This is a genomic window from Streptomyces dryopteridis, assembly GCF_049606955.1.
Classification (GTDB): Bacteria; Actinomycetota; Actinomycetes; order Streptomycetales; family Streptomycetaceae; genus Streptomyces.
This window is the reverse complement of the sequence record NZ_CP187115.1, coordinates 18,055-42,848: the sequence shown is the minus strand read 5'-3', so window position 1 is coordinate 42,848 and position 24,794 is coordinate 18,055. Positions and strand designations below refer to the sequence as shown.

Sequence of the window (24,794 nt, the reverse complement as noted above, 5' to 3'; positions counted from 1 at the left end):
GAGCCCGCGAACGGGCGGCGAAACGGCGGCCCGTCATGTGCACCATGGTGACCGGGGGGTCTGACATCCCCCATCGGACCGCGTCCTCAGAGCAGGCCGCCGAGCACGAGGGCCGCGCCCGCCGGGGCCGCGTACACCAGCGGGAACGGCACGTGCCCCCAGGCCCGGGCCCGCAGCACCGTGATCACGGCCCCCAGGAAGTACAGGACCAGGCCCACGCCGGCCGCGACCCCCAGCGCCGGCGCCACGAACCCGGCCAACAGCCCGACCGCTCCCGCGACCTTGACCAGCCCGAGCCCGTTCCACCAGCTCCGGGGCACGCCGTAGCCGTCGAGCGCCTCGACCACCCACGCCGCCCGGCTCAGCACGGCGTAACCCGAGTAGCCGGCCATCAGCGCGGCGAGGACGGTGACGAGGGTGTGGGCGAGTTCCATGGCCGGTCTCTCCTGGTCGAGGCGCGGGCCCCCCGGCTGTTCCGGCGGGCCTCACACCCCTCTGACGCCGGCCGCGCCCTCCGTGTGACAGATCCCCGGCCGCCTTTTTCGCGACCCGCCCGCCGCCGACCCGGTCACCACCAGTACGCGGGGTAGCGGGCGCCCCGTCCGGCCCGTGCGGCGAGGATCCCGAGGCCGACGAGGACCACCGTCGCCGCCGCCAACAGGCCCACGAACGAACCGAATTCCGGCCGGCTCAGCACCACGATGACGGCGGTGGCCGCGGCCGGCGGGTGCGCGGCGCGCGCCACCCCCATCACCCCGATGGCCAGACCGCCCGCGAGGGCCGCCGCCCAGGGCGATCCGCCGGCGAGGCCGAGCACCGCGAAACCGGTGAGCGCGGAGAGCACCTGCCCGCCGATCACCCCGCGCGGCTGCGAGGGCGGCAGCGCGGGCGCCGCGAAGACGAGGGCGGCGCTCGCGGCGAGGGAGGGCACGAGCACGGCGTGGTCGAGCAGCACGCCGAGGAGCACGAGCAGCGCGAGCGCGGACCCGCCGGCCACGGCGGACAGTCCGAGCGCGGACCAGGCCGGCCGCGCCGGCGCCCGTCCCACGAGCCGCGCCCGCAACCCCGCCCGCGCACCCGCACTCGCCCCCGTCCCCACACGTTCGACGGCCGGACTCTCGGAAACGGACACGTTCTCCCCCTTCGGGTGGCGGCAGGACCACGCGAACGGCCACCCGTGAACCCCCGCGCACCTCCACACCCTAACCCTTCACCAACCCATGACCGGTTGCGCCCTCATCAACTAACCCCTAAGCTCAATATCACCGGTTAGCCAATCGGCCTCACTCCTCCCCGAAGGCGGTATCCACCCATGAGCGGGACCCCGACCCTGCGCACCGGACACATCGGCCTCAACGTCACCGACGTGGACCGTTCCGCGGCCTTCTACCAGCGGGTCCTCGGCCTCGACCCGCTCGGCGAGGGCGAGGACGGCGACCGCCGCTGGACCTTCCTCGGCCACGACTCCGAACTCGTCCTCGCCCTGTGGCAGCAGGCATCCGGCCGCTTCCCCACCGAGCTCGCGGGCCTGCACCACCTCTCCTTCCAGGTCGACTCCCGCGCCGAGGTCGACGCCGCAGAGGAGGTCCTGCGCGCCCTCGGCGCCGAGTTTGCCTACGAGGGCGTCGTCCCGCACGGCGAGGGCGCCGTCTCCGGCGGCCTGTTCTTCACCGACCCCGACGGCATCCGGCTGGAGATCTACGCCCCGACCGGCGCCGACACCGCCCCGGCCCCCGTCCCCACCGCCCCCACCTGCGGCTTCTTCTAGACCGCAGGCCGCCCTCCGAACGAAAGGCACCCGCCATGGCCGTCTACCACGCGGGCGAGGTCGCCGTGCAGCGGCGGGCCGGCGTCGCCCACAAGGCGGGGATCTCGCTGCGCGCCATCCGGGACACCGTCCCGCCCGTCGCCCGCGAGTTCCTCGCCGCCCAGTCCTTCCTCGTCCTCGGCGCGGCCGACCCCGACGGGCGGATGTGGAGCACGATGCTCGCCGCCGCCCCCGGCTTCCTGACCGTCCCGGACGAGTCGGTGCTCGACGTGGCCGCCCGACCGCACCCCCAGGACCCGCTCGCCGAGGCCCTCACCCAAGCCGACCCACACGCCCCGCTGCCGGTGGGCACCATCGCCCTCGACCCCCGCACCCGCCGCCGGATGCGGATGAACGGCCTCGCCGTGCCCACCCCCGACGGCCTGCGGCTGACCCTCGACGAGGTCGTCGCCAACTGCCCCCGTCACCTCCAGGTCCGCCAACCGCTCGCCCCCGACGCCGGCCGCCCCGCGCCCGCGCCGCGTCCCGCCGTCGACTCCGTCGCCCTCTCCGCCACGCAGCGCCGGACGATCGAGGCCGCGGACACCTTCTTCGTGGCCACCGCCTCCGACCGGGGCGCGGCCGACGCCTCGCACCGGGGCGGCGATCCCGGTTTCGTCGAGGTCCTCTCCCCCACCCGGCTGCGCTGGCCCGACTACGTGGGCAACGCCATGTTCCTCACCCTGGGCAATCTGGCCCTGTCACCGGCCGCCGGCCTGCTCTTCCCCGACTGGGACACCGGCACCCTGCTGCACCTGACGGGCGAGGCCCGCACGCGCTGGGCGGGCCCGGCGGAGCGGACGGTGGAGTTCGAGGTGAGCGCGGTCCGCGAGGTCGGGCACGCGGTGCCCCTGCGCTGGTCGGCCCCCGAGTACTCGCGGTTCAACCCGCCGGTCCCCCCGCGTCGGGCCTCGGCCTGAGACACGCACGGGCCCCCGCCCCCTTCGACGGAAGGGGACGGGGGCCGTGGTGCGTCCGTCCTGCGCGGGCCGGGGAAACCGGCCCCCGGATCAGCTGCCGGAGGAGACGTTGCCGGACAGGACCGGGATGTTGTCCAGGATGTGCGAGAGGGACTCGTCGCCCTTGGCCTGGGTGGAGTTCTCGGTGCACTGCTGGTTCATCGGGTTGGAGAGGACGTTGACGTCCTGGACGCCGACGTTCACCAGGGCCACCAGCGACTGGGCGTTGACCTTGACCGGGACGCCGAGGCACGGCTTGTTCAGGGTGCCCTGGACCAGGCCGAGCTGCGGGCTCATGTCGCCCTTGGACTCCTGGTTGCCGTAGACCTGGGAAGCGCTGTTGCCGTTGACGGTGTTGATCCCGTTGTCGTTGCCGATCGCCATGGCCGGGGTGGCCAGGGCGGCACCCGCGCCGACCATGGAGGCGGTGACAGCGGCGGCGGCCATCATCTTCTTCAGCATCGTGTTTCCTGATCCTTGCGTCGCTGGTTACGGGTGCCCGGGGTCGAGCGACCTGCACAACCGCCCGCCCCGGGGAGGGGTTGCGCGCTCTCACCCGTTCGGCCCGGCGCACGCCCCCGGGCGGACGCGGGACCGCGTCCGCCCGGGTCACTCCCGCCGGATCCCGCCTCAGTCCTCCAGCCGCCATGCCTTGCGCAGCGACAGCCGACCGCCGGTGTCGAGCAGGGCGCGCCGGTAGACCCGTTCGGCGCCCAGCACCACGAGCCAGGCGACGAACGCCGAGATCGCGAGCGAGACGGGCGGCTCCCACGCCGCGGCCTCCCCGGCCAGGACCCGGCCGGGCATGGTGATGACGGAGGCGATCGGCACATAGGACAGCACCGTCTGGACGGTCCCGGTGGCGAACGCGCCGCCGAAGCAGGCCGCCATCACCACCATCGTCAGCGGTCCGGTGGAGGAGGCCACGTCCTCCACCCGCGTCGCCATCGCCCCGGCCGCCGCGAACGCGGTGGCCAGCACCACGGCCCCGAGCAGGTAGAACGCCAGGAACCAGCCGAGCCCCCCGCCGATCCGGCCGAGCAGTTCGGTGTCGCCGAGCGCGGCCAGCGCCACCGCGCCGACCCCGCAGGCCAGGAGCAGTTGTCCCAGGCCCAGCACCACGGCCGCGACGATCTTGCCGATGAGCAGGTCACGGAGGCGGACGGTGGCCGCGATGATCTCGACCACCCGGCTCTGCTTCTCCTCCACCACCGCGTTGGCCAGCGTGCTGCCCATGATGATCGCGAGGAGGTAGAACAGCAGGCCGAACATGTACGAGATGCCCTGCACCACCCCGAGCGGGGTCCGGGAGGGCTCCAGCAGCTCGTACGGGACCTCGCCGCCGGCCCGCAGCGCGCCGACCGTGGTCCCGGCGGCCTTCGCGTTCGCGTCGAGGGCCAGTTCGGCGGCGGCGGCTGGGATCCAGGTCCCGGCCGTGTCGTCCTGGGAGGTCAGGCCGAGCAGCGTCCACCGACCCCCCTCCCACACCAGTCCGGCGTCCACCTCGCCGCTGCGCACGACCGCGCGCACCGCGTCGGCGTCGGCGACCTCGACCCGGTCGAAGCCCACGCCGTCCTGCCCGGCGGCCGCGGCCATCCGTTCGGCGGCGGCGGTCAGCGCCCGGCCGGCGTCGGGCGCGGTCCGCGCCACCGCCAGGTCCACGCGGCTCGCGTTGGCCCCCATGTAGGACTGGAAGAACACGGCGCCGATCACCAGCAGCAGGGTGATGAAGGCCGAGCCCAGGTACGTCTTGTCGGTGGCCTTCACCCGCAGTTCGCGGCCGGCGACGGTGCGCCAGGTCGCCGCGACGGATCGTCGCGTCGTCGGCCGCTGGGGCCGCACGTTCGTCTCGGCGCTCACGCCGTCACCTCCCGGAACACGTCGGCCACGCTCGGCACGACCCTCACGAACTCCCGCACCGGACCGCGTCCGACGGCCTCGGTCAGCAGCGCGGACGCCGCCTCCTGCGAGGCCGCCTCCACGAGCACGGCGCCGGGCTCCGTGCCCACCACCGTGACGCCGTCCAGTCCCCGCACCCACTCCAGGGATCCCTCGGCCACCAGCCGGTGCCGGACCGTGCCGCGTTCGCGCAGCTCGGCGGCCGAGCCCTGGGCCACGACCCGACCGCCGGCGAGGATCACCAGCCGGTCGCAGAGCCGCTCGACCAGTTCGAGCTGGTGCGAGGAGAACAGCACCGGCACGCCGCGTTCGGTGAGGGAGCGCAGCAGGTCGGCCATGGTGTCCACGGCGTGCGGGTCGAGGCCGGAGAAGGGCTCGTCGAGCACGAGGAGTTCGGGGTCGCCGATGAGAGCGGCGGCGATCTGCACCCGCTGCTGGTTGCCCAGCGACAGCGACTCCAGTTTGTCCCCGGCCCGGTCACCGAGGTCGAGCCGCTCCAGCAGTTCGCCGGCGGCCGTCTTCGCGGCGCGCGCGTCCAGTCCGCGCAGCCGGCCCAGGTAGCCCAGTTGGGCGGCCAGCGACTGCCTCGGGTACAGGCCCCGCTCCTCGGGCATGTAGCCGAACCCGCGCCGGTCCTCGGCCGTGACGGGTGCGCCGTGCCAGCGGATCTCGCCGCCGTGCGTGGCCAACACCCCCATCACCATGCGCATGGTGGTGGTCTTGCCGGCGCCGTTGCCGCCGACGAAGCCCGTCATCGCCCCCGCCTCGACGGTGAAGGACACCCCGTCGACAGCCGTCCGTTCCCCGAAGCGCCGGAGCACCTCTCTCAGTTCGAGCACGCGCTCTCCCCCTGTGTTTTCGATCTTTCCGCTGGTCGGAACGAGGTTAGGGGAGGAAAGCCGCCCAGTCGGAACATGTGATCGAATCGGTAGCAAAGACTCCGGAACCGGCCCACCCACATCCCCCGCCCCGCCCGTACCGGGCCCTGTTGTCCCGACCGGCCCGGGCCGGCACGGTGACCACGAGCGGGCTCACCCGCCGTTCACCACCACCGTTTCCCAGGGGGCACCTCATGCGTCGTCGGATCACCGTGGGCCTGGTCGCGCTCTTCGTCGGCGGATTCCTCGTCGGCGCCGCCGCCCAGCTCGCGAAGGACACCCGCACCGCCGGACCGAGCCGGGTCGTGGCCATGAACAAGGCCGAACTCGTCGGCTGACCGGCCGGGATCCCGCCGATCCCCACCCTCCGCACGGACACCGGGAGTTCGCCGGGAACCGGCCACCGCGTCGGCGCCGGCCACCCCCGCCGAACTCCCGGTGAACCCCCTCGAAACCTTGCGCGATTGTGAAATCCGGGTTCGGGCCGCCCGGTACAGTGCGCTCGTGACCAGTACAGACACCTCGACCCCGGGCGCGCCCACCACCCCAGGCCGGCTCCGGAGCCTCGCCGGCGGCCCGACCACCACCGCCGCCGCGACGCGGCGCCAGTCCGCCGCGATGGCCGGCGTCTGGCTGCTCACCCGCGTCGTCATGCTCGTCCTGCTCGCCCTCGACGGGATCGGCGTGCGCGGCGTCTCCCGCGAGGTCCACGATCTCTACCAGAGCTGGTACCGGCAGCTCGCCGAGGGCTGGTTCCCCGTCGGCGACGTCACCTGGCAGTACCCCCCGGGCGCGGCCGGCGTCATGCTCTCCGCCGACCTGCTGCCCTTCCTCACCTTCTTCCAGTCCTTCGTCGCCCTGACCGTCCTGTGCGACGCCCTCGTCACCCTCGCCCTGCTGCGCGCGGCCCGTCGCCCCGACGGCAGCCGCGACGGCGCCTGGGCCTGGGTCATCGGCCTGCCGCTGCTGCTGAGCATCCCCTTCGCCCGCTACGACGTGCAGACCACCGCGTTCGCCGTCCTCGCCCTCCTCGCCGTCCGCTACCGCCCCCGCCTCGCGGGCGTCGCCGCCGGCCTGGGCGCGATGGTCAAGGTCTGGCCCGCCCTGACCCTGCTCGGCACCCCGCGCGGCCGCACCACCCGACAGGCGTGGACCTCGGCCGTCGCGGCCGGCGCCGGCGTGCTGCTCTTCTTCACCGTGTTCTTCGACGGGGCCTGGGACTTCCTCGACAACCAGGAGGAACGCGGCATCCAGATCGAGTCGGTGGGCGGCACCGCCCTGCAACTCGCCAAGCACCTCGGCGACTGGTCCGGCTACGCCACCTTCCAGTACGGCGCCATGGAGTTCGTCGGCCCCGGCGTCCCCACCATCGCCACCCTCAGCCTCGTCGCGACCGTCCTCGCCTTCGCCTGGCTGCTGTTGTGGCGGGTGCTCGCCCGCCGCTGGACCACCGCCACCCCCTTCGACGCGGCCCTGACGGCCGTCCTGCTGTTCACCGTCACCAGCCGCGTGATCAGCCCGCAGTACATGATCTGGCTGCTCGGCCTCGCCGCCGTCTGCCTGACCTGCCGGCACACCACGCAGCGCCCGATCGCGCTGCTGCTGCTGGCCGCGACCCTGGTCAGCGTGCTCGCCTTCCCGATCTCCTACAACCGCGTGATCGCGAGCGACCTGTGGGGCACCACCCTCATGGTGGTCCGCAACGGGCTGTTGCTCACGGCGGCCGGCTGGTCGGCGGCCCGCCTGTGGCGTTCGGCCATCGGCCCCGAGCCCACCCCGCGCCCCCTGACCTGACCCGCCCCCACCGCACGTCGAACGGCGCCGGCGCCCCGCGAGGGGCACCGGCGCCGTTCTCGTACCGGCCCGGGCCGCGCCCCGAACCGTTAACGGCGTTAACGGCGTTAACGCCGTCCCGCCGCCGGCCGGCCTCAGGCGGCGTACGGGCGCACCTCGCGGGCCGTCCGCAGCGCCGTCCCCCACCAGGCCAGCTGGTCGAGCATCGTCTGTGCGGCCTTGCCCGTGCCGTCCGCGTCGGTGGGCACCCCGTCCTCGTCGAACCGGGTCCACGCGTTCGAGAACGCGACCGAGTCCCGGATCGTGACCGTGTGCAGCTCCGCGAAGACCTGCCGCAGCTGCTCCACCGCCCGCGTCCCGCCCGACTGCCCGCCGTAGGAGACGAAACCGACCGGCTTGGCCCGCCACTGCGCGTACACGTAGTCGATGGCCAGCTTCAGCGAGGCCGGGTAGCCGTGGTTGTACTCGGGGGTGAGGACGACGAACGCGTCCATCCCGTCGATCCGTTCGGCCAGCGTCGGCAGCCCGTCAACCGCCCCGCCCGGCTCCAACGTCAGCTGCAACTCGGCGACCAGCGCCGGTTCGGCCAGGTCGATCACGTGCGTCTCCATGTCGTCCCGGGCGCCGGCCTCGGCGAGGAACCAACGGCTGACGACATCGGCGAACCGGCCCGGCCGGGTGCTCGCGATCAGCACGCCGACCTTCAGGGCACGGGTGTTCTCGGACATGACGAACCTCGTATCCGCGCGAAAGCGCAAAAAGGGAAGGGGAGGAAAGGGAAGGAAGAGAGAGATCAACAAACAGAGGAGAGAAAGAACCCGGGGGGATTCAGGCCGTCGCCGGCCCGAGCAGCACGATCTTGCCGCGACCGTGCCCGACCGCCATGGCCCGGTGCGCGTCCGCCGCCCGTTCCAGCGGGAAGGTCTCGCGCACGTGCACCCGCAGCCGGCCGTCGCCCAGGCGCTCCGCCAACGCCGCCAGCCGCTCCGGCCGCCGGTCCGAGCGGATCCACCGCGCGCCGAGCTCGACGGCCCGCTCCGCCGCGAACACCGTGCCCACCCGCCCCCGGTCCGCGACCAGCTCGCACGCCGCCTCCAGCCCGGCCACGCTCGCCGTGTCCAGGGCCGCGTGCACGATCCCGCCCGGCGCGAGCGCCCGCGCACGCTCCACGAGACCCGCCCCGTACGCCACCGGCCGCGCCCCCAACTCCCGCAGCCACCCGTGGTGTTCGGGCCTGGCGGCGGCGATGACCACGGCGCCCCGTTCGACGGCGAGCTGCACGGCCACGCTCCCGACCCCACCGGCGGCGCCGTTCACGAGGAAGGTGTCCCCCAGGCCGACCTCCAGCACCTCCAGCGCGGTGTGCGCGGTCTGCCCGGACGCCGACAGGGCGCCCGCCTGCTCCCACGGCACCCCGGCCGGCCGGGCCACCACCTGCCCGACGGGGACCACCACGAACTCGGCGTACGTGCCCTGCGCCCGGTAGCCCAGCACCTCGTCCCCGACCGCGAACGCCGTCACCCCGGCCCCCACCGCGTCCACGACCCCGGCGAAGTCCCCGCCGACCACGTGAGGGGAGCCGATCCGCACCCCGGGCGGCACGAAACCCTCCCGGATCGCGAGGTCCACCGGCTGCACCCCCGCGGCCCGCATCCGGACCCGTACCTCACCCGGCCCGACCTCGGGGGTCGGCAATTCGACCGGGAGCAGCACCTCGGGCCCTCCGGGGGCGTGGAACGCGATCGCCTTCATGGCAGTGAACTCCTCGGTGCGCTAAGGGACTTGTCGGCCGACTTCCGGCCGATGGGTTCACCGTAGGAACTCAACCATGGTTGAGGTCAACACGCGCCCGGCGGGCCTTGCCCGGTCAGCCCTCCCCGAGCAGCAGCCGCTTCTGCGGCTTGCCCATCGCGTTGCGCGGCAACGCCGCCAGGAACCGCACCTCACGCGGCCTCTTGTGCGCGGCCAACCGCTCCCCGACGAACGCCGTCAGCTCCGGCCCGCTCACCCCCTCGGCCACCACGTACGCCACGATCCGCTGCCCGAGATCGGCGTCCGCGACCCCCACCACCGCGGCCTCCCGCACCGCCGGATGGTCCAGCAACGCGTTCTCCACCTCCCCCGCCCCGATCCGGTACCCCCCGGACTTGATGAGGTCGATCGAGGCCCGGCCCACGATCCGGTGCGTGCCGTCCTCCCCGATCGCCGCGATGTCCCCGGTGCGGAACCACCCGTCCTCGGTGTACGCGCCGGCCGTGGCCTCCGGCCGCCCGAGGTACCCGGCGAACAGGGTGGGCCCGGTCAGCTGCAACTCGCCGATCTCCGCCCCCTCCTCCACCACGACCCGGGTCCGCACCCCCGGCAGCGGAACGCCCACCGTGCCCGGCGTGACCGGCCCGTCCGCCCGGCCGCTGACCGTGATCAGCGTCTCCGTCATCCCGTACCGCTCCACCACCCCGTGCCCGGTGAGCTCCCGCAGGTCGCGGAAGACCGGCGCGGGCAGGGCCGCGCTCCCCGACACCAGCAGCCGCGCCCCGCCCAGCGCCCGGGCGGCCGCCGGATCGGCCGCGATCCGCGACCACACCGTGGGCACCCCGAAGTACAGGCTGCCGCCGGCCGCCGCGTACGCCCCCGGCGTGGGCCGCCCGGTGTGCACGAGCCGACTGCCGGTGCGCAGCGCCCCGAGCACCCCCAGCACCAGGCCGTGCACGTGGAACAGCGGCAGCCCGTGCACGAGGGTGTCCTCGGCGGTCCACGCCCAGGCGTCGGCGAGCGCGTCGAGGTCGGCGGCGATCGCGCCGGCCGTCACCAGGACGCCCTTGGGCGCGCCGGTGGTGCCCGAGGTGTACAGGATCAGCGCGGGCCGTTCGGGGTCGGCGGCCGGCAGGGCGAGCGCGCCCCCGTGCCGGCCGGCGGGGTCGGCGGTGACCAGGTCGGCGCCCGAATCGGTGAGGATGTGCTCCCGTTCGGCGGGCCCCGCGTCGGGCGGCACCGGCACCACGGGCACCCCGGCGAGCATCCCGCCCACCACCGCGACCACCGTCGCGAGCGTCGGCTCGGCGATCACCGCCACGGCCGGCGCGCCCGCGATCCGCGCCGCGAACGCCTCCGCGGCGGCCCGCAGCCCCGCCCGGGAGGTGCTCTCGCCGCCCAGTGTCAGCGCGTCCGCCCGGTCACCGGCGTCCCCGGCCCGTTCGTCCCGTTCGATCCACACGTGCCCGTCCCCCTGCCCCCCGCGCCCGCGCGGGGTTCGCGTCGTCGACGGCACCCATCATGCCGGGCCCGTAAACGCGCCGACGCGCGCCCACCCCGGCGAAGGGGGGACGCGCGTCGGTCAGGTGACCCGGCGGCGGGCGCCGGGGCCGGATCAGGGGATCAGATGAGGCCCTGGGCCAGCACCGCGTCGGCGACCCGCTCGAAACCGGCGATGTTCGCACCGGTCACGTAGTCGCCGGCCGCGCCGTAACGCTCGGCGGTCTCGTAGGAGACGGCGTGGATGGAACGCATGATGCCGCCCAGCTCCTCCTCGACCCGCTCGGCGGTCCAGTTCACGCGGGCCGCGTTCTGGCTCATCTCCAGCGCGGAGACGGCCACGCCACCGGCGTTGGCGGCCTTGCCCGGACCGAACGCGACACCGGCCTCCTGGAGCACGTGGATGCCCTCGGGGGTGGTGGGCATGTTCGCGCCCTCGGACACGGCCTTCACGCCGCCGCGCACCAGGGCGCGGGCGCCGTCGCCGTCCAGCTCGTTCTGGGTGGCGGAGGGGAACGCCACGTCGGCCGCGACGTCCCAGACGCTGCCGCCCGTGACGAACTTCGCGGACGCGCCGCGGCGGGCCGCGTAGTCGGAGACCCGACCGCGCTCGACCTCCTTGATCTGCTTGAGCAGCGCGAGGTCGATGCCCTTGTCGTCCACGACGTAGCCGGAGGAGTCCGAGACGGTCAGCGGGTTCGCGCCGAGCTTCTGGAGCTTCTCGATGGTGTAGATGGCGACGTTGCCGGAGCCGGAGACGACGGCGCTCTGGCCCTCCAGCGACAGGCCCTTGACGGCCAGCATCTCCTGCGCGAACAGCACCGCGCCGTAGCCGGTGGCCTCCGGGCGGATCAGCGAACCGCCCCAGCCCTGGCCCTTGCCGGTCAGGACGCCGGCCTCCCAGCGGTTGGTGATGCGACGGTACTGGCCGAACAGGTAGCCGATCTCGCGGCCGCCGACGCCGATGTCACCGGCGGGCACGTCGGTGTGCTCGCCGATGTGGCGGTACAGCTCGGTCATGAACGACTGGCAGAAGCGCATGACCTCGGCGTCGGACTTGCCGTGCGGGTCGAAGTCGCTGCCGCCCTTGCCGCCGCCGATGCCGAGGCCGGTGAGGGCGTTCTTGAAGATCTGCTCGAAGCCGAGGAACTTGATGACGCCGATGTTCACCGACTCGTGGAAGCGCAGACCGCCCTTGTACGGGCCGAGCGCGCTGTTGAACTCGATCCGGTAGCCGCGGTTGACGTGGGTGCGACCGCGGTCGTCCTGCCACGGCACGCGGAAGATGATCTGCCGCTCGGGCTCCACGATCCGCTCGATGAGACCGGGCTCGGCGTACTCGGGGCGGGCCTCGAACACCGGCACCAGGTGCTCCAGCACCTCGCGGATCGCCTGGTGGAACTCCGGCTGACCCGGGTTGCGGCGCTCGATCTCGGCCCGCAGCGCTTCCAGCCTGTCCTTCTGGTCCTTCACTTGGTGTCCCTTTCGTGGGGGCGTCAATGGTTCGACGTGTGGGGGGCGACAGGTGCGGGCTGTCTGCGGTCCGCCACGTTCTCGCAGGTCGAGAGGATCTCCCCGCGCGGACGGTCCACCCGGAGGCTACCGTGAATCTCGCGGAGTGGATGAGGGCTTCCGTCCTGTGGAACAGGGTCACAGGTAGCCCCGGCGGCGCGCACAGCGGGGGTCCTTTGTGCGCCGTGAGATCACGCGCACACGCTCCGAGACGACGGCGCATCAGTTCGAGGGAGTATGCACCGTTCTGCTTGAATACCGTCGGTGAACGCGATCCTTTACCCGGTCCTGGCACTCGCGGGCGTCGCCCTCCTCGTCGTGCTCGGTCGCCTCCTCGTACGCGACCGGGCCCGCCGCACCGCGCTCCTGCCCACCGGCGTACCCGGCATGGCCCGCCGCCCCGCCGGCACCGGCCGCTGGCGCCCCGGCCTGGTCGCCCCCGGCCCGGACGGCGCCCTGCGCTGGATCCCCGACCGCGGCCCCGCCACCGACCTCCCGCCCCAGGTCCACTGGGACCCCCGCACCCCCACCGTCCGCGAGGGCATCACCATCAACCCGGGCTCCCGCGTGCTGCGCTGCGCCCCCGCCGCCGACCCCACCACCGAGCAGTGGGAACTCGCCGTCATGCCCCTGGACCTGCGCGCCCTCACCACCCTCATCCCCCCGAAACCGGACGCCTGAGGGCTGGGGGCCGAGGGCTGAGCGCTGAGGGCCGGGGGCTCAGGGGGCGAGCACGCAGAACGCGTGGTCCTCCGGATCGAGCAGGGCGCGCCACGACACCGCCCCCTGCCCCAGGTCCAGCTCCCGCGCCCCCAACCCCCGCAACCGCGCCGCCTCCACCACCACGTCCCCGCCCGGCCCCGGCCACAGATCGAGGTGCACCCGGTCCGCGACCCCCGCCGTCCCCGGCACCCGCAGGAACTCCAGGTACGGCCCCACGTCCCCGGGAGCCCGCAACGCCGCCCCCTCCCCCGCCGCGCGCACCGCCCACCCCGTGGCCGCGCCCCAGAACCGGGCCACGGCCCGCGGCTCCACACAGTCGAGGACCACCGCCGCGATCGGCCCCGTGTCCCGGTACACCTCCCGGGGCTCCAACACGCAGAACTCGTTGCCCTCGGGATCCGCCAACACCACCCAGGGCACCTCCCCCTGCCCCACGTCCACCGGCCGCGCCCCGCACCCCAGCAACCGCTCCACCAGCTCCGCCTGATGCGCGAGGGACCGGGTGGCGAGATCGAGGTGCACCCGGTTCTTCACCGCCGGCTTGCCCTCCGGCACGGGCACCACGTTCACCCCCAACACCACCGGATCAGGCCACCCGCCGCCCGCCGGCCCCACCCAACTGGTCACCCCGGCATCCCGCACCTCCCACCCGAGCGCAACCCCCCAAAACCCCCCGACCAACCCCCGGTCAACGGCCTTCACATTCACCTGCACAGGACGCACCATCCCCCCAACCTAAACCCGCCCCACCCCCCGATCCGCTCCGAGATCACCGCGCATCGCGGCCCGCAACCGCGCGAGCGCGGCCTCGTACGCCACCCGCCCGGCCACGTACGCCTCGTCCTCGACCAACACCCCGCTCGCGGCCAGATCCCGCACGTCACGCAGCCGGCGGAACGCCTCCTCGGAGGCGACGACCACGGCCGGCGCCGCCGTGATCGACATCTGGTACCGCACCTCGTAGCACGGCGCGAACCCAACCCGGGCACCCCGCTCCCGCTCGGCCGCGCCCATCGCCCGGTCCCGGGCCAGAGCCCGGAACTCGTTGCGCGCCCGGGACAGGCAGGCGAGGTACTCCCCGTACAGGGCACGTCGCACATCGGCGAGCCGGACCTCCCGCTCCCACCGGCGCCGGCCCCGATCGAGCAGCACGGCGGACACGGTCGCGATCAAGGCCCCCACCACCGCACCGGCCAACGCCATCCACGACATGCCCCAGAGGCTAGAGCCCGCCTCACCCCCACGTAAGACCACTCGGCGACCGGCCCACGTCCGCCGCGCCCGACGTGTGACGTCCTCAGAGCTCCAGTTCGACGTAGTCGATGTCCGTGAACTCCACGTTCAGCCCCGACGCCCGCGACCCGCCGTCGCGGAAGTACACCTCCTGCAAGCCCTCCGCCGCGATCCGCCGCAGCTCCTCCTCGCTCGCCCCGGCCGCCTGCGCGTCGAACAACCGGCCCGCCCACAACGGCGGCAACGCCTGCGTGATCAACCGCGTCCGCGCGTCGTCCGACGACCCCGGCGCCGCCGTGAAACCGAACCGCGCCCGCGTCTCGATCACGATCCCCGTCGAGGACGCCGCCCGATCCCGCGCCCGCTTGCGCACCAACGGCTGCCACCGCCGACGCACCTCCCGCTCCAACCGCGCCGCCAACTCCGGCTTCGGCGTGCGGATCTCGTCCTTCACATACCGCTCCACCGTCCGCCGCGACACCCCCAACGCCTCGGCCACCTCCCGCGTCGACTTCAACGACCGCACCAGGAACCGCACCCGCGCGCCCGCCGACTTCGGGATCGGCCGCGTGAACGCCGCCTCCACCGCCTTCTCCAGCCCGTCTCCGACTACACCCATCCCGCCTCGTCCCCTCCCACTGCCCACCTGTCCGACCACGCACCGTCACGCTCGCCGCTCACCGGCCCACTACTCACCTTCGGCGACCGCGTCACCGCCCTTGACGTACCGGGCGATGTTGACCCCCGCCCCGTGCTCCTCGCTCAGGCCCTCCGCCCACAGCGTCGTCCTCGTCCCCTCGTGCTTGACCATCCCCGGCGACACCCCGAGCCGGAACCCGCCCGGCAGCGGACCGCCCTCCGGCCCCCGGGGCAGGAAGTCCGTGGGCGCGGGCCCGTCCGAGGCGTACACCGCGCAGTCCGACAGGATCGCCACCGGAAAACGACCCGTCCCGGCCAACGCCATGACCTTGCGGTGCATGTTCACCCGCGCGGCCGAGATGACCGCCGCCCGGATGTCGGGCCGCCACGTCACCCGCGACAACGCCGGCCACGGCTCGCCCGGCCGCCACCCCGCCCCGCGCGGCCCCTCCCGCAACTTCCCGATCCCGCCCTTCACCGTCGCCTTGATCGCCGACAGCACCATCGCCCGCCCCGGATCGACCTCCTTGTGGCGGGCCATCGCCGCCAGGAACTCCTCCTCCGGCATCCCCGGCACCACGCCCAGCTCCGCCATCGTCGCCAGGTACGCGTCCCGCAGCCGCTGGTACCACGGCGTCAGGTACGTGCCGTGCTCGGGCCGCACGTACGCCTCGATCGGCTCCACCCGGTGTCCCAGCGACACCGCGTACGCCAACGTTGGCGTCGCGTACCAGGCCGGGCCCTCCGGCCGGCGCCCGTCGGGCGTGTACGGGTTCGGCAGCAGCGGCCCGAAATCCGGCTCCGACAGGTCCACCAGCCAACTGCCCGGCAGCTTCGGGTCGAACACCGGCTCCTTCACGTGCACCGGCGCGCCCGTCCCGACGACCAGCCCGTTCGCCGCCGCCGCGAACGCCATGTTCACGTCCACGCCCACCACGTACGGCCGCAGGCACTCCTCGTCCGTGAGCGGTCGCGCCCACTGGCACGCCTCCTCGTCCAGCACCTCCGCCGGCGTGCGCCGGTGGAACCGCGGGTACAGGCCCACGGCCAGCGGGTGCCCGTCCGGCGCCTCCGGCGGCGCGCACTCCACCACCTCCGTCAACGACCCCGGCACCGGGGCCGACCGCCAGCCGCCCGCCCCGTCCCGGACCGGCCGGGTCGGCGGACGCAGCGCGCTCATCAGCTCCAGCCCCGTCACCGCCGTCGAACCCAGCGGCGTCAGCACCCGCGTCGCGTACGCGCCCAGGACCTCCGTCAACGCCTCGGGCTCCCACGTCGACAGGTCCCCGCCCCACGCGCGCGCGTCGAAGGCCCCCCACGGCAGCACCGCGAACTGCACGCACCGGCGCGTGCCGCCCTCCGCCGACCGGTAGACCCGCGCCCAGGGCCCGAACCCGCGCCCGGTCAGCCGCCATCCGGCCGCGCGGAGCACGGTGTGCACGGGGTGGTCCTCCGCCAGGCGCAGGCCGCGCCGGTCACTGAGGGACGCGGGCAGGCCGAGCGCGGGCAGCGCGTCGGCGGTGAGCACGACCAGGGGGTCGGCGTCGTGCCCGTGGTCGGCGAGCCGGGGCGCGCCGAGGCCGGCCTCGTCGAGCGCCCAGGTCACCAGGGCGGGCAGGTCGGTGTCGGGGCAGGGCAGCACGCCGGCGGTGGTGTGGGCCTTGCCGGTGCCGGTCACGACGGCGAACGGGCCGTTTTCGCAGGCGGGTCCGGGGGGCCGGACGAAGCGGGTGGCCCGGGCGGCCCGGGGCCGCGCGGCCGGCTTTCGCGCTCGGGTCGCCGCCTTCCGCGCGCCACCGCCCCGCACCCCCACCGCCGAAGCCCGCCCGCCGGCCCCGCCGCCGGCGCCGTCGCCGCCGCCGTCAGAGCCGGTCTCACCACCGGACCCCGCGTCCGGGCCACCGACTGGACTGGGATCGGGGGCACGCCCTACCCCGTCCGCACCGGCGTCCCGCTCCGACACCTCCGCGTCGACCGGCACGACGATGCGACGCGGCCCCGCGGATCCCGATTCCGTTTCGCCTTCCGCATCCGACCCCGCACCGTCCCCGGACGGGGTCCCGGTCCCGATCCGGTGCCCGATCCGGTGCCCGGGCTCCTGGACGTCCGCCTCGCCGTCCGCCTCGCCGTCCGCGCCCGGGCCCTCGCCCGGGTGCCGTTCGGCCAGGTTCGCGAGCAGGCGCGCGTAGGCCGCGCGGCGCGGGGCACGCGGTTCGCTGCGGCCGTTCTCCCAGGACGCGACCGTCTCGCGCCGGGTGGAGAGGGCCTGGGCCACCTGTTCCTGGCTGAGCCCGGCCGCCTCGCGCAGCCGCCGGCGCTCGCCCGGCGTCGGCAACGCGCAGTCCACGACCTCGGCCACCAACGCGTCCACCGCCGCGAACAGCCGTCCCTGCTCATCCGTCACCCTGACCACCTCCGCCCCCACCCTACGGCACCCCCTCCCCCCAACCGCGCATCGAACCGCTCACCGAACCGCTCATCCCACGCACCGCGTACCGACCCCCATGGCGCGCGACACCGCTCGGGTTTCAGCCGGAGTCAGTGGAATGGGGCGAGCGGGGCGCCGGCAGGATCCCCGTCAACCGTGCCGTCACCGCCTGCTCCGCTCCCGGTTCCGTTTTCTCCCGGGTCGCGGCCCCGCCGGCGATCCGCGTACCCACGGGTCCGGGCCCTCGGGCGAAGGCCCGCCCGCCCCCGACCGAGACCCCTCCCGCCCCCACGATCGTCCCCGCGGCGGACCCCCCGATCCGCACGGCGATGCCCGGCCACCCCTCGCCCCCACCCCCGGCCCCGCTCCCGACCCCGCTCCCGCCCCCGACCCCGCCGCCCAGTTCACGGACGGCCGCGTGCGTCGCCATGGCCGGCAGCACCATCGCCCAGAAGTCGTCCAGGCTCTCCTGGGAGAGCCATCGGGGGTCCCGGTAGCCGAGGTCCTCGAACCCGATGGTGGCCGCGACCACCATCGCGGCCGCCCGGCGCACCGGCAGTCCGGGCAGCAGTTCGCCCTGGCGTTCGGCCTCCGTCAGCAGGGTCCGCACGTGTCTGCGCCACTCGCGCCGCAGGTCGAGGTCGCTCGCGTAGCCGGGTTCGCGTCCGAGCCGCAGTCCGGTGCTCACCACGACGTCGGTGACGAGGACCCGCGCGAGCGCGTGCGTGGTGTCGACCAGGGCCCGAAGTCCGGAGGGATGGCGGGCCCGGCTGTCGGCCGCGACGGCCCGCAGCACACGCGCCGCCACGCGTTCGACCGCCACTCCCACCGCGGCCTTGTTCGCGAAATGGAAGTGGAGCGCGCCGGGGCTCACCCCGGCGCCGCTGCTGATCATCTGCAACGTGGCCTCGGCGTATCCCCGTCGCCCGAAGGTCGTGGCCGCCGACACGATCAACGCCCGGCGGGTACGCACGGCCCGTTCCTGCTTGGTCACGGAACGCTCCTGAGTCTGATTACCGACCAATACTAAACCGTCCAGTTGGTTTTGACCAGGCGGAAACGTTCACCACGTGTCCGGTCTTCGGCCATTTATGCGCCAGAACGCGCCCTCAGTCCGCCCGAGAATCGGCCGGCACGGGCGATAAATCCGGCCTCTCCGGATAAATCACCCCAGTTGCGCACCCGTACTTCAGGCCCGTCCGCAGGTGACATTCGCCGGCACAACCTTCTGTTCAAAAACCGCCAAGTCTGTATCTTTGTCCTCGTCGCACCCAACGGGTCCGTCTTTCAGGGGGAATCACGTGAACGCCGCAGTCATGGAGCGCCACTCATCGCTCGCCCGCACGGGCGCCGAGGCCCGGAAGGTCGAGCGACACGGGGGCTGTTTCCGGCCGGCCCTCGCCTCGACCAGCGTGAACCTCAGCCCGACCTCGCTCGCGATGTGCCACCGCGTGCGAAGAGAAGACGCGTTCCCCCTGGGGTGGACGAGACTCGGCGAGGACGAGTTCCTGGTTCGGGCCGTCTGGCCGGCCGGGCACCCGTTCTTCGCTCCGGTGCACGGCGGCGTCCACGACCCGATGCTGATCGCCGAGACCATGCGCCAGGCGTCGATGGCGGTCATCCACGCGGGCTACGGGGTGCCCACCGACCACCACTTCCTGTTATCCGAACTCGACTACCTGTGCCACCCGGAGGGCCTGTCGGTCGGCAGTTCCGAGGACGCCGTCGACCTGCGCCTCACCGCCTTCGACATCGTCCGCAGGGGCGGGCGCGTCACCGAGCTGAGGGTCCGGGCGACCTTCGAGCGGCACGGCGTGCCGGTCGCCACGGTCAGCCTCGCCACCCGCCTGACCAGCCCTTCCACCTACCGTCGGCTGCGCGGCGCGTACACGACCCCGGTGACGTTCATCCCCACCTCCGCCCCCCTGCCGCCGGCCTCGGTGGGGCGCTCGCACCCGGAGCACGTGCTGCTCTCGCCCGGGCCGACCGCGGACACCAGGGCGCTGCGCGTGGACACCCGGCACCCCACCCTGTTCCAGCGGCCCAACGACCACATCCCGGGGATGCTGCTCTTCGAGGCCGCCCGCCAGGCCGCGCACGAGAGCGTGGCCCCCGACTACTTCCTGCCCGCGCACGGCGACGTCCGTTTCCACCGGTACGCGGAGTTCGACCGGCCGTGCGTCCTGTCCACCACGGTCATACCGCCCCTGGAGCCCGGCGCGGGCACCGTGGTGCGCGTCCAGGGCGAGCAGGACGGCGAGCCGGTGTTCACCTGCACGTTCGTCACCCCGCAGGACCCCGCGGCCTGACCCGCCCCACCCCCGTCCCACCCCCGCACCGCACGCGACACCCACCCCACCCGGACCCCCGATGCCCTCCTGAGGGCGTCGGGGGTCTTTTTTTGACGAAAAAACAAACGTGTCGCGAGGTTTTTTTTACTCACCATCCGACCGGATAACCCCAGGTGCCAGGCTCAGGCCCCCGCAACCCCTGGACATATGTCCCGATTTGGCGGGGCAAGATCTCCGATAGGGCTTTGACAAACCGACTCTGCGGTTTTAACTTTCTTCCATGTTGGCGGAATCAGATCCGGAGCAGGGGGACAGATGAACCGGCCTACGGCAAGCGGGGTACTGGAACCGCGGACCACCACCACCCTCCCGACCACCGCCGTGACCGTGCCGGGCAGCACCAACTCCGTCACCGCCGCCGGCACCACCTCCGGCACCGCGTGGCGGATCCTCCTCGTCGAGAACAGCCCTCGCGACGCCGAGACCCTCGCCCGCGGCCTGAGCCGGCACGGCCACGAGGTCACGATCGTCCCCGACGGCAACCAGGCCCTGCGGGCCTTCGCCGACGCCGACCTCGTCCTCCTGGACCTCGAACTCCCCGACCTCGACGGCCTGGAGGTCTGCCGCGCCATGCGGGCCACCAGCGAGATCCCGATCATCGCCGTCACCGCCCGCGGCTCCGAACTCGACCGGGTCCTCGGCCTCCAGGCCGGCGCTGACGACTACCTCGTCAAGCCCTACGGCTTCCGCGAACTGATGGCCCGGATGGACGCCGTGATGCGGCGCTCCCGCCCCCGGGCACCGATCACCGGCTCCATCACCCGCGGCGGCCTGAGCATCAACTCCCAGACCCGCGAGGTCAGTCTGCACGGCATCCCCGTGGAGACCACCCGCAAGGAGTTCGACATGCTCTACTTACTCGCCTCGCACCCCGACGCGGTCGTCCCCCGCAAGATGCTCATGCAGCGCGTGTGGGGCGATTCCTGGTCCCGGCGAACCGTCGACACCCACGTCAGCACCCTGCGCAACAAGATCGGCGCGGACTGGATCATCACCATCCGCGGCGTCGGCTTCCGCATCGGCATGGGCTGACCCGCACCCGCACCCCCGCTCGCAAGCCCGGGAACCCGTGAGCCCGCAAGCCCGCGAGCCCGCACGGCCGCCGCACCCCCACCCCCTCCCCTCCCACCCGATCCAAGGGAACCGATCCCATGAGCACCGCACGCTGCCAAGGCGACGGTTGCCGGGCCCGCCAGGCCGCCGGCACCTCCCGCCGCCTCGCCCCGCGCGGCCGCACCCTGTGTTCCCACTGCCGCGACATCCTCGGCGCCACCCTCGGCGAGCTGACCCACCTCTACGAGGAGTGCGAGCGGATCCTGGCCGGCCCCGCCCTCGACGGCCTCCGCGAGAAGACCGGCGGCGGCTCCCTGCCCGGCCTCCCCTTCAACGGCCCCGCCGCCGAGGCCCGCTCCGGCATCGTCGCCCTCCTCGGCTCCTGGAGCGGGCTGGTCGCCCAGGAACGCGAACTCGACGCGCCCACCCGCGACGTGCCGCGCCTGGCCTCCTTCCTCACCTGCCACCTCGACTGGCTCGCCGCCCATCCCGCCGCCGCCGACCTCTCCGTCGAGTCCGCCCGCCTGGCCCGCGCCGCCCGTCGCATCGCCTTCCCCGACCCGGCCCGCACCATTCGCCTCGGCCGCTGCCCGGAACCCGACTGCGCCGGCGCCCTCACCGCCGCCGTGCACCGCACCGGCCGCCCCACCGGCAACCCCGAGATCCGCTGCACCGCCTCCCCCACCCACCGCTGGAGCAGCGACCGGTGGATCGCCCTGCGCGCCTCCCTCGACTCCGATGGCCCCGCCCCCCGCCCCGGCGACCGGGCCTCCGCGCCCGCGGCCCCGGCCCAACGCTGGCTCGCCGCCCCCGACGTGGCCCGCCTGTGGCACGCCTCCGTCAGCACCGTCTACCGCCTCGCCAGCGAGGAACGCTGGCGCCGCCGCACCCGCGCCGGCCGCACCTACTACAACGAGGACGACGTGCGCGCCTGCTTCGCCCGCCGCGCCGCCCGCACCCGCCCCGCCGGCTCCTGACACCGGCCGCCGCGCGCCGCCCACCGAACCACCCCCGACGGCCCCGTTCTGACGCCGACTTGACCTTCCGCGAAGCCCGCCCGAAGACACCGCGCACTCCCTTGGCCAATCTGACGCAAGCCTTGAACGCCGCCCGTTGAACCCCGGGCCCCGGCCGAAGAACCTGGAAACCAGGATCCGGTGCGGTGTCTCCCCACACCGGCGCCCCCACCCGCGCGACCCGCACACCCCACGGCCCCGCCGCCCACCCCAGGGCAGCGGGGCCGAAGCCGTCCCCGCCGAAAGAGGCCCCCGTTGACCCACAGCAACCTCATCGTCGCCCGCATGGACGAGACCTCCGCCGACCAGGTCGCCGACCTCTTCAGCGCCTTCGACGCCACCGACATGCCCCACCACATGGGCACCCTGCGCCGGCGCCTGTTCCGCTTCCACGGCCTGTACTTCCACCTCCAGGACTTCGCGTCCGACGACGGCGGCAGCCGCATCCAGACCGCCCGGCACGACCCCCGCTTCGTCCGCGTCAGCGAGGACCTCCGCCCCCACATCAGCCCCTACGACCCCGCCACCTGGCGCACCCCCGCCGACGCCATGGCCACCCCCTTCTACGACTGGTCGGCCCGCACGTGACCCCCCGCGCGCACCGCCCCCGCCACCGGAACCGGAACCGACGGGAGGTCCCCCGATGCCCCGTCGCCGCGTCCTCGTCACCGGCATGGGCGTGATCGCCCCCGGCGCCACCGGTGTCCCCGCCTTCCGGGAGCTGCTGCGCGCCGGACGCACCGCGTTCCGACCCATCACCCGCTTCGACCCCACCGGCCTGCGCTCCACCCTCGCCGCCGAAGTCGACTTCGACCCCGCCGCCCACGGCCTCACCCCCCAGGACACCCACCGCCTGGACCGCGCCGGCCGCTACGGGGTCGCCGCCGCCCGCGAGGCCCTCGCCGACAGCCGCCTGCACACCACCCCCGTGCCCGACCGGCCCGACCGCATCGGCGTCAGCGTCGGCACCGCCGCCGCCACCCTCGAAGCCCTCGAAGACGTGTACCGCACGATGACCGCCGACGGCCGGCGCCCCACCCCCGACCCGGCCCTCGCCCCGCCCCACCTGCACACCCGGCTGGCCGCCGAGTCCCTAGCCGCCGAGATCGCCTGGGCCGCCGACGCCGAGGGCCCCGTGACGGTCCTGCCCTCCGGCTGCACCGCCGGCCTCGACGCCCTCGGCCACGCCGCCGACCTGATCCGCGCCGACGACGCCGACATCGTCCTGGCCGGCGCCGCCGAGGCCCCCCTGACCCGCTCCCTCCTCGCCGCCCTCGACGCCCTGCGCCTGACCGGCACCCACAACGACGACCCCACCCACGCGCACCGCCCCTTCGACGCGACCCGCACCGGCCTCGTCCTCGGCGAGGGCGCCGCCGTGTTCGTCCTGGAGGAACGCGAACGGGCCCTGCGCCGCGGCGCCCCCCGGCACGCCGAACTCGTCGGCCACGCCGGCCGCACCGGCGCCGCCCACATGACCGCGCTGCCCGCCGACGGACGCGACCTCGCCGCGGCCCTCACCGAAGCCCTCGCCGACGCCGCCCTGCCCCCCGAAGCCGTCGACCACATCGCCGCCCACGGCGCCGGCACCCCCCTCGCCGACCGCCACGAAGCCGCCGCCATCCGCCGCGCCCTCGGCCCCCACGCCCGCACCACCCCGGTGAGCGCGATCAGTTCGATGGTGGGCCACGGCCTCGGCGCCCTCGGCGCCCTCCAAACCGTCGCCGCGGTCCTGGCCCTCACCCACGACCTGGTGCCCCCCACCGCCACCCTGCGCACCCCGGACCCGGACTGCGAACTCGACCACACCCCCCGCACCGCCCGCCCGCACCCGATCACCACCGCGGTGGCGCTCGCCAGCGGGTTCGGCGGTTTCCAGAGCGCCCTGGTGCTCAGGAAACCCGAGTCGCCCCGACCCGACAGGAGCAGCACGGCATGAACCCGACCCGTACCCGCACCCGCGAACCCCGCCGTACCGTCATCACCGGCATCGGCGTCGCCACCCCGCACGGACTCGACGTCGACGACCTGTGGGCGGGCGTCCGGATCGGCAAGAACGCCCTCGGGCCCGCCGACCCGCACGACCCGCACGGGCCACCGGAAGGCCCCCACACCCCCGGCCGCACCTGGGCCGGCCGCATCCACGGCCTCGACCCCCGCACCCGCCTCCCGGCCCGCGTCGTCGCCCAGACCGACCGCGTCACCCGCCTCGCCCTGATCGCCGCCGAACGCGCCTTCGCCGACGCCGGCCTCACCCCCACCGACACCACCGGAAACACCGACACCACCGCCACCGCCCCCCACGAAACCCCCACCGTCGGCGTCATCACCGCCGCCGGCTGCGGCGGCGACCTCGCCGAACGCGAACTGCGCGCCCTGTGGAGCGGCGGCCCCCGACACGTCGGCGCCTACCCCGCCTTCGCCGCCCTCGCCTCCGCCACCACCGGCCGCGTCGCCATCCAACACGCCGCCCACGGCCCCCACGGCACCCTCGTCGCCGACCAGGCCGGCGGCCTCGACGCCCTCGGCCACGCCCGCCGACGCGTCCGCACCACCCGCACCCCCATCGCCGCCGGCGGCTTCGAAGCCCCCCTCACCCCCCTCGGCTGGGCCGCCCTCCACGCCGCCGGCACCCTGTCCACCGCCGAGGACCCCGCCCGCGCCTACCTGCCCTTCGACGCCGACGCCCGAGGCTCCGTCCCCGGCGAGGGCGGCGCCCTGCTGATCCTGGAGGACGAGGAGACCGCCCGCGCCCGCGGCGTCCACCGCCCCCACGCCGAACTCGCCGGCCACGCCGCCGGCTTCGACCCCCGCCCCGGCGGCGGCCGCGGCCCCGTCCTGCGCCGCGTCATCGAACGCGCCCTCGCCGACGCCCGCGTCCACCCCACCGACGTGGACCTCGTCCTCGCCGACGCCGCCGGCGACCCCACCGCCGACCGGATCGAATCCCGCGCCCTCGCCGAGGTCTTCGGCCCCGGCGCCGTCCCCGTCACCGCCCCCAAGACCACCTTCGGCCGGCTCCGCGCCGGCGGCGGACCCGTAGACGTGGCCGTGGCCCTGGCCGCCATGGCCGAAGGACTCATCCCCCCCACCCTCCACGTCGACCCCGACCCGGTCCACGAACTCGACCTCGTCACCGACCGCCCCCGCACCGCCTCCGTGCGCACCGTCCTCGTCCTGGCCCGCGGCGGCCGGGGCTTCACCTCCGCCGTCGTCCTGCGCTCCCTCGACGACTGACCCACCCCGACCG

25 protein-coding genes are annotated in these 24,794 nt (G+C 74.4%); 11 read left to right on the top strand and 14 right to left on the bottom strand.

All coding sequences use genetic code 11. The annotated features are described in order from the left end of the window. Nucleotides 1-86: 86 nt before the first annotated feature. On the bottom strand, nt 87-434 hold the full coding sequence (locus ACN20G_RS35625; protein ID WP_424217498.1) for a DoxX family protein: 348 nt from the start codon (nt 432-434) through the stop codon (nt 87-89). 134 nt (nt 435-568) lie between these two features. Beyond that, a complete protein-coding gene (locus ACN20G_RS35620; RefSeq protein ID WP_424217497.1) occupies nt 569-1,132 on the bottom strand; it encodes an HPP family protein in 564 nt (187 codons plus the stop codon). A gap of 180 nt (nt 1,133-1,312) precedes the next feature. Between ACN20G_RS35620 and ACN20G_RS35615 the strand changes: the two genes are divergently transcribed. Next, nucleotides 1,313-1,768: a VOC family protein gene (locus ACN20G_RS35615; protein WP_424217496.1), complete on the top strand. Its 456-nt coding sequence runs from the start codon at nt 1,313-1,315 to the stop codon at nt 1,766-1,768. Between the two features lie 35 nt (nt 1,769-1,803). Beyond that, nucleotides 1,804-2,727 (top strand): pyridoxamine 5'-phosphate oxidase family protein, encoded by a 924-nt coding sequence (locus tag ACN20G_RS35610; protein ID WP_424217495.1) that lies wholly within the window; start codon nt 1,804-1,806, stop codon nt 2,725-2,727. 90 nt (nt 2,728-2,817) lie between these two features. On the opposite strand, the gene ACN20G_RS35605 is transcribed toward ACN20G_RS35610, so the two are convergent. The 3 genes from ACN20G_RS35605 to ACN20G_RS35595 form a co-directional block, all read right to left on the bottom strand. Beyond that, nucleotides 2,818-3,228: a rodlin gene (locus ACN20G_RS35605; RefSeq protein WP_424217494.1), complete on the bottom strand. Its 411-nt coding sequence runs from the start codon at nt 3,226-3,228 to the stop codon at nt 2,818-2,820. A 168-nt stretch (nt 3,229-3,396) separates the two neighbouring features. Next, nucleotides 3,397-4,626, bottom strand: coding sequence for an ABC transporter permease (locus ACN20G_RS35600; protein WP_424217493.1), 1,230 nt, complete (start codon nt 4,624-4,626; stop codon nt 3,397-3,399). Further along, nucleotides 4,623-5,504: an ABC transporter ATP-binding protein gene (locus ACN20G_RS35595; protein WP_424217492.1), complete on the bottom strand. Its 882-nt coding sequence runs from the start codon at nt 5,502-5,504 to the stop codon at nt 4,623-4,625. The genes ACN20G_RS35600 and ACN20G_RS35595 overlap by 4 nt, the downstream gene beginning before the upstream one ends. A 233-nt stretch (nt 5,505-5,737) precedes the next feature. Here ACN20G_RS35595 and ACN20G_RS35590 point away from each other — a divergent pair, with 233 nt between their 5' ends. Continuing rightward, complete coding sequence (locus ACN20G_RS35590) at nt 5,738-5,881, top strand: hypothetical protein (RefSeq protein ID WP_424217491.1); 144 nt, start codon at nt 5,738-5,740, stop codon at nt 5,879-5,881. A gap of 166 nt (nt 5,882-6,047) precedes the next feature. Next, the gene (locus ACN20G_RS35585) at nt 6,048-7,337 is read left to right on the top strand and encodes a glycosyltransferase 87 family protein (RefSeq protein ID WP_424217490.1); all 1,290 of its coding nucleotides are present in this window, start codon (nt 6,048-6,050) and stop codon (nt 7,335-7,337) included. Between the two features lie 134 nt (nt 7,338-7,471). Here the strand turns inward: ACN20G_RS35585 and ACN20G_RS35580 are convergent, their stop codons facing one another. The 4 genes from ACN20G_RS35580 to gdhA all read right to left on the bottom strand — a co-directional run bounded on the left by ACN20G_RS35580 (nt 7,472) and on the right by gdhA (nt 12,062). After that, nucleotides 7,472-8,065, bottom strand: coding sequence for an NADPH-dependent FMN reductase (locus ACN20G_RS35580; RefSeq protein WP_424217489.1), 594 nt, complete (start codon nt 8,063-8,065; stop codon nt 7,472-7,474). 100 nt (nt 8,066-8,165) lie between these two features. Then, nucleotides 8,166-9,089: an NADP-dependent oxidoreductase gene (locus ACN20G_RS35575; protein ID WP_424217488.1), complete on the bottom strand. Its 924-nt coding sequence runs from the start codon at nt 9,087-9,089 to the stop codon at nt 8,166-8,168. A 115-nt stretch (nt 9,090-9,204) separates the two neighbouring features. Next, on the bottom strand, nt 9,205-10,551 hold the full coding sequence (locus ACN20G_RS35570) for an AMP-binding protein (protein WP_424217487.1): 1,347 nt from the start codon (nt 10,549-10,551) through the stop codon (nt 9,205-9,207). Nucleotides 10,552-10,712: 161 nt separating this feature from the next. Next, the gene (gene gdhA / locus ACN20G_RS35565) at nt 10,713-12,062 is read right to left on the bottom strand and encodes an NADP-specific glutamate dehydrogenase (protein ID WP_424217486.1); all 1,350 of its coding nucleotides are present in this window, start codon (nt 12,060-12,062) and stop codon (nt 10,713-10,715) included. A gap of 303 nt (nt 12,063-12,365) precedes the next feature. Here gdhA and ACN20G_RS35560 point away from each other — a divergent pair, with 303 nt between their 5' ends. Next, nucleotides 12,366-12,782, top strand: coding sequence for a hypothetical protein (locus tag ACN20G_RS35560; RefSeq protein WP_424217485.1), 417 nt, complete (start codon nt 12,366-12,368; stop codon nt 12,780-12,782). A 39-nt stretch (nt 12,783-12,821) separates the two neighbouring features. On the opposite strand, the gene ACN20G_RS35555 is transcribed toward ACN20G_RS35560, so the two are convergent. The 5 genes from ACN20G_RS35555 to ACN20G_RS35535 form a co-directional block, all read right to left on the bottom strand. After that, nucleotides 12,822-13,550: a VOC family protein gene (locus tag ACN20G_RS35555; protein WP_424217484.1), complete on the bottom strand. Its 729-nt coding sequence runs from the start codon at nt 13,548-13,550 to the stop codon at nt 12,822-12,824. A 9-nt stretch (nt 13,551-13,559) separates the two neighbouring features. Continuing rightward, complete coding sequence (locus ACN20G_RS35550) at nt 13,560-14,036, bottom strand: hypothetical protein (protein WP_424217483.1); 477 nt, start codon at nt 14,034-14,036, stop codon at nt 13,560-13,562. Nucleotides 14,037-14,121: 85 nt separating this feature from the next. After that, a complete protein-coding gene (gene tpg, locus ACN20G_RS35545; protein WP_424217482.1) occupies nt 14,122-14,676 on the bottom strand; it encodes a telomere-protecting terminal protein Tpg in 555 nt (184 codons plus the stop codon). Nucleotides 14,677-14,745: 69 nt separating this feature from the next. Further along, the gene (tap, locus tag ACN20G_RS35540) at nt 14,746-17,100 is read right to left on the bottom strand and encodes a telomere-associated protein Tap (RefSeq protein ID WP_424217481.1); all 2,355 of its coding nucleotides are present in this window, start codon (nt 17,098-17,100) and stop codon (nt 14,746-14,748) included. A gap of 124 nt (nt 17,101-17,224) precedes the next feature. Then, complete coding sequence (locus ACN20G_RS35535; RefSeq protein ID WP_424217480.1) at nt 17,225-18,118, bottom strand: ScbR family autoregulator-binding transcription factor; 894 nt, start codon at nt 18,116-18,118, stop codon at nt 17,225-17,227. 307 nt (nt 18,119-18,425) lie between these two features. On the opposite strand from ACN20G_RS35535, the gene ACN20G_RS35530 reads away from it, so the two are divergent. The 6 genes from ACN20G_RS35530 (at nt 18,426) to ACN20G_RS35505 (ending at nt 24,781) form a co-directional block, all read left to right on the top strand. Beyond that, a complete protein-coding gene (locus tag ACN20G_RS35530; protein WP_424217479.1) occupies nt 18,426-19,433 on the top strand; it encodes a ScbA/BarX family gamma-butyrolactone biosynthesis protein in 1,008 nt (335 codons plus the stop codon). 297 nt (nt 19,434-19,730) lie between these two features. Further along, nucleotides 19,731-20,507: a response regulator transcription factor gene (locus ACN20G_RS35525; protein ID WP_424217478.1), complete on the top strand. Its 777-nt coding sequence runs from the start codon at nt 19,731-19,733 to the stop codon at nt 20,505-20,507. Between the two features lie 119 nt (nt 20,508-20,626). After that, nucleotides 20,627-21,505, top strand: coding sequence for a hypothetical protein (locus ACN20G_RS35520; RefSeq protein ID WP_424217477.1), 879 nt, complete (start codon nt 20,627-20,629; stop codon nt 21,503-21,505). 294 nt (nt 21,506-21,799) lie between these two features. Continuing rightward, on the top strand, nt 21,800-22,132 hold the full coding sequence (locus ACN20G_RS35515) for a TcmI family type II polyketide cyclase (RefSeq protein WP_424217476.1): 333 nt from the start codon (nt 21,800-21,802) through the stop codon (nt 22,130-22,132). 55 nt (nt 22,133-22,187) lie between these two features. Beyond that, nucleotides 22,188-23,483, top strand: a complete 1,296-nt coding sequence (locus tag ACN20G_RS35510; RefSeq protein WP_424217475.1) for a beta-ketoacyl-[acyl-carrier-protein] synthase family protein — start codon at nt 22,188-22,190, stop codon at nt 23,481-23,483. Next, a complete protein-coding gene (locus ACN20G_RS35505) occupies nt 23,480-24,781 on the top strand; it encodes a beta-ketoacyl synthase N-terminal-like domain-containing protein (RefSeq protein WP_424217474.1) in 1,302 nt (433 codons plus the stop codon). Before ACN20G_RS35510 ends, ACN20G_RS35505 begins: the two co-directional genes overlap by 4 nt. Nucleotides 24,782-24,794 lie beyond the last annotated feature (13 nt).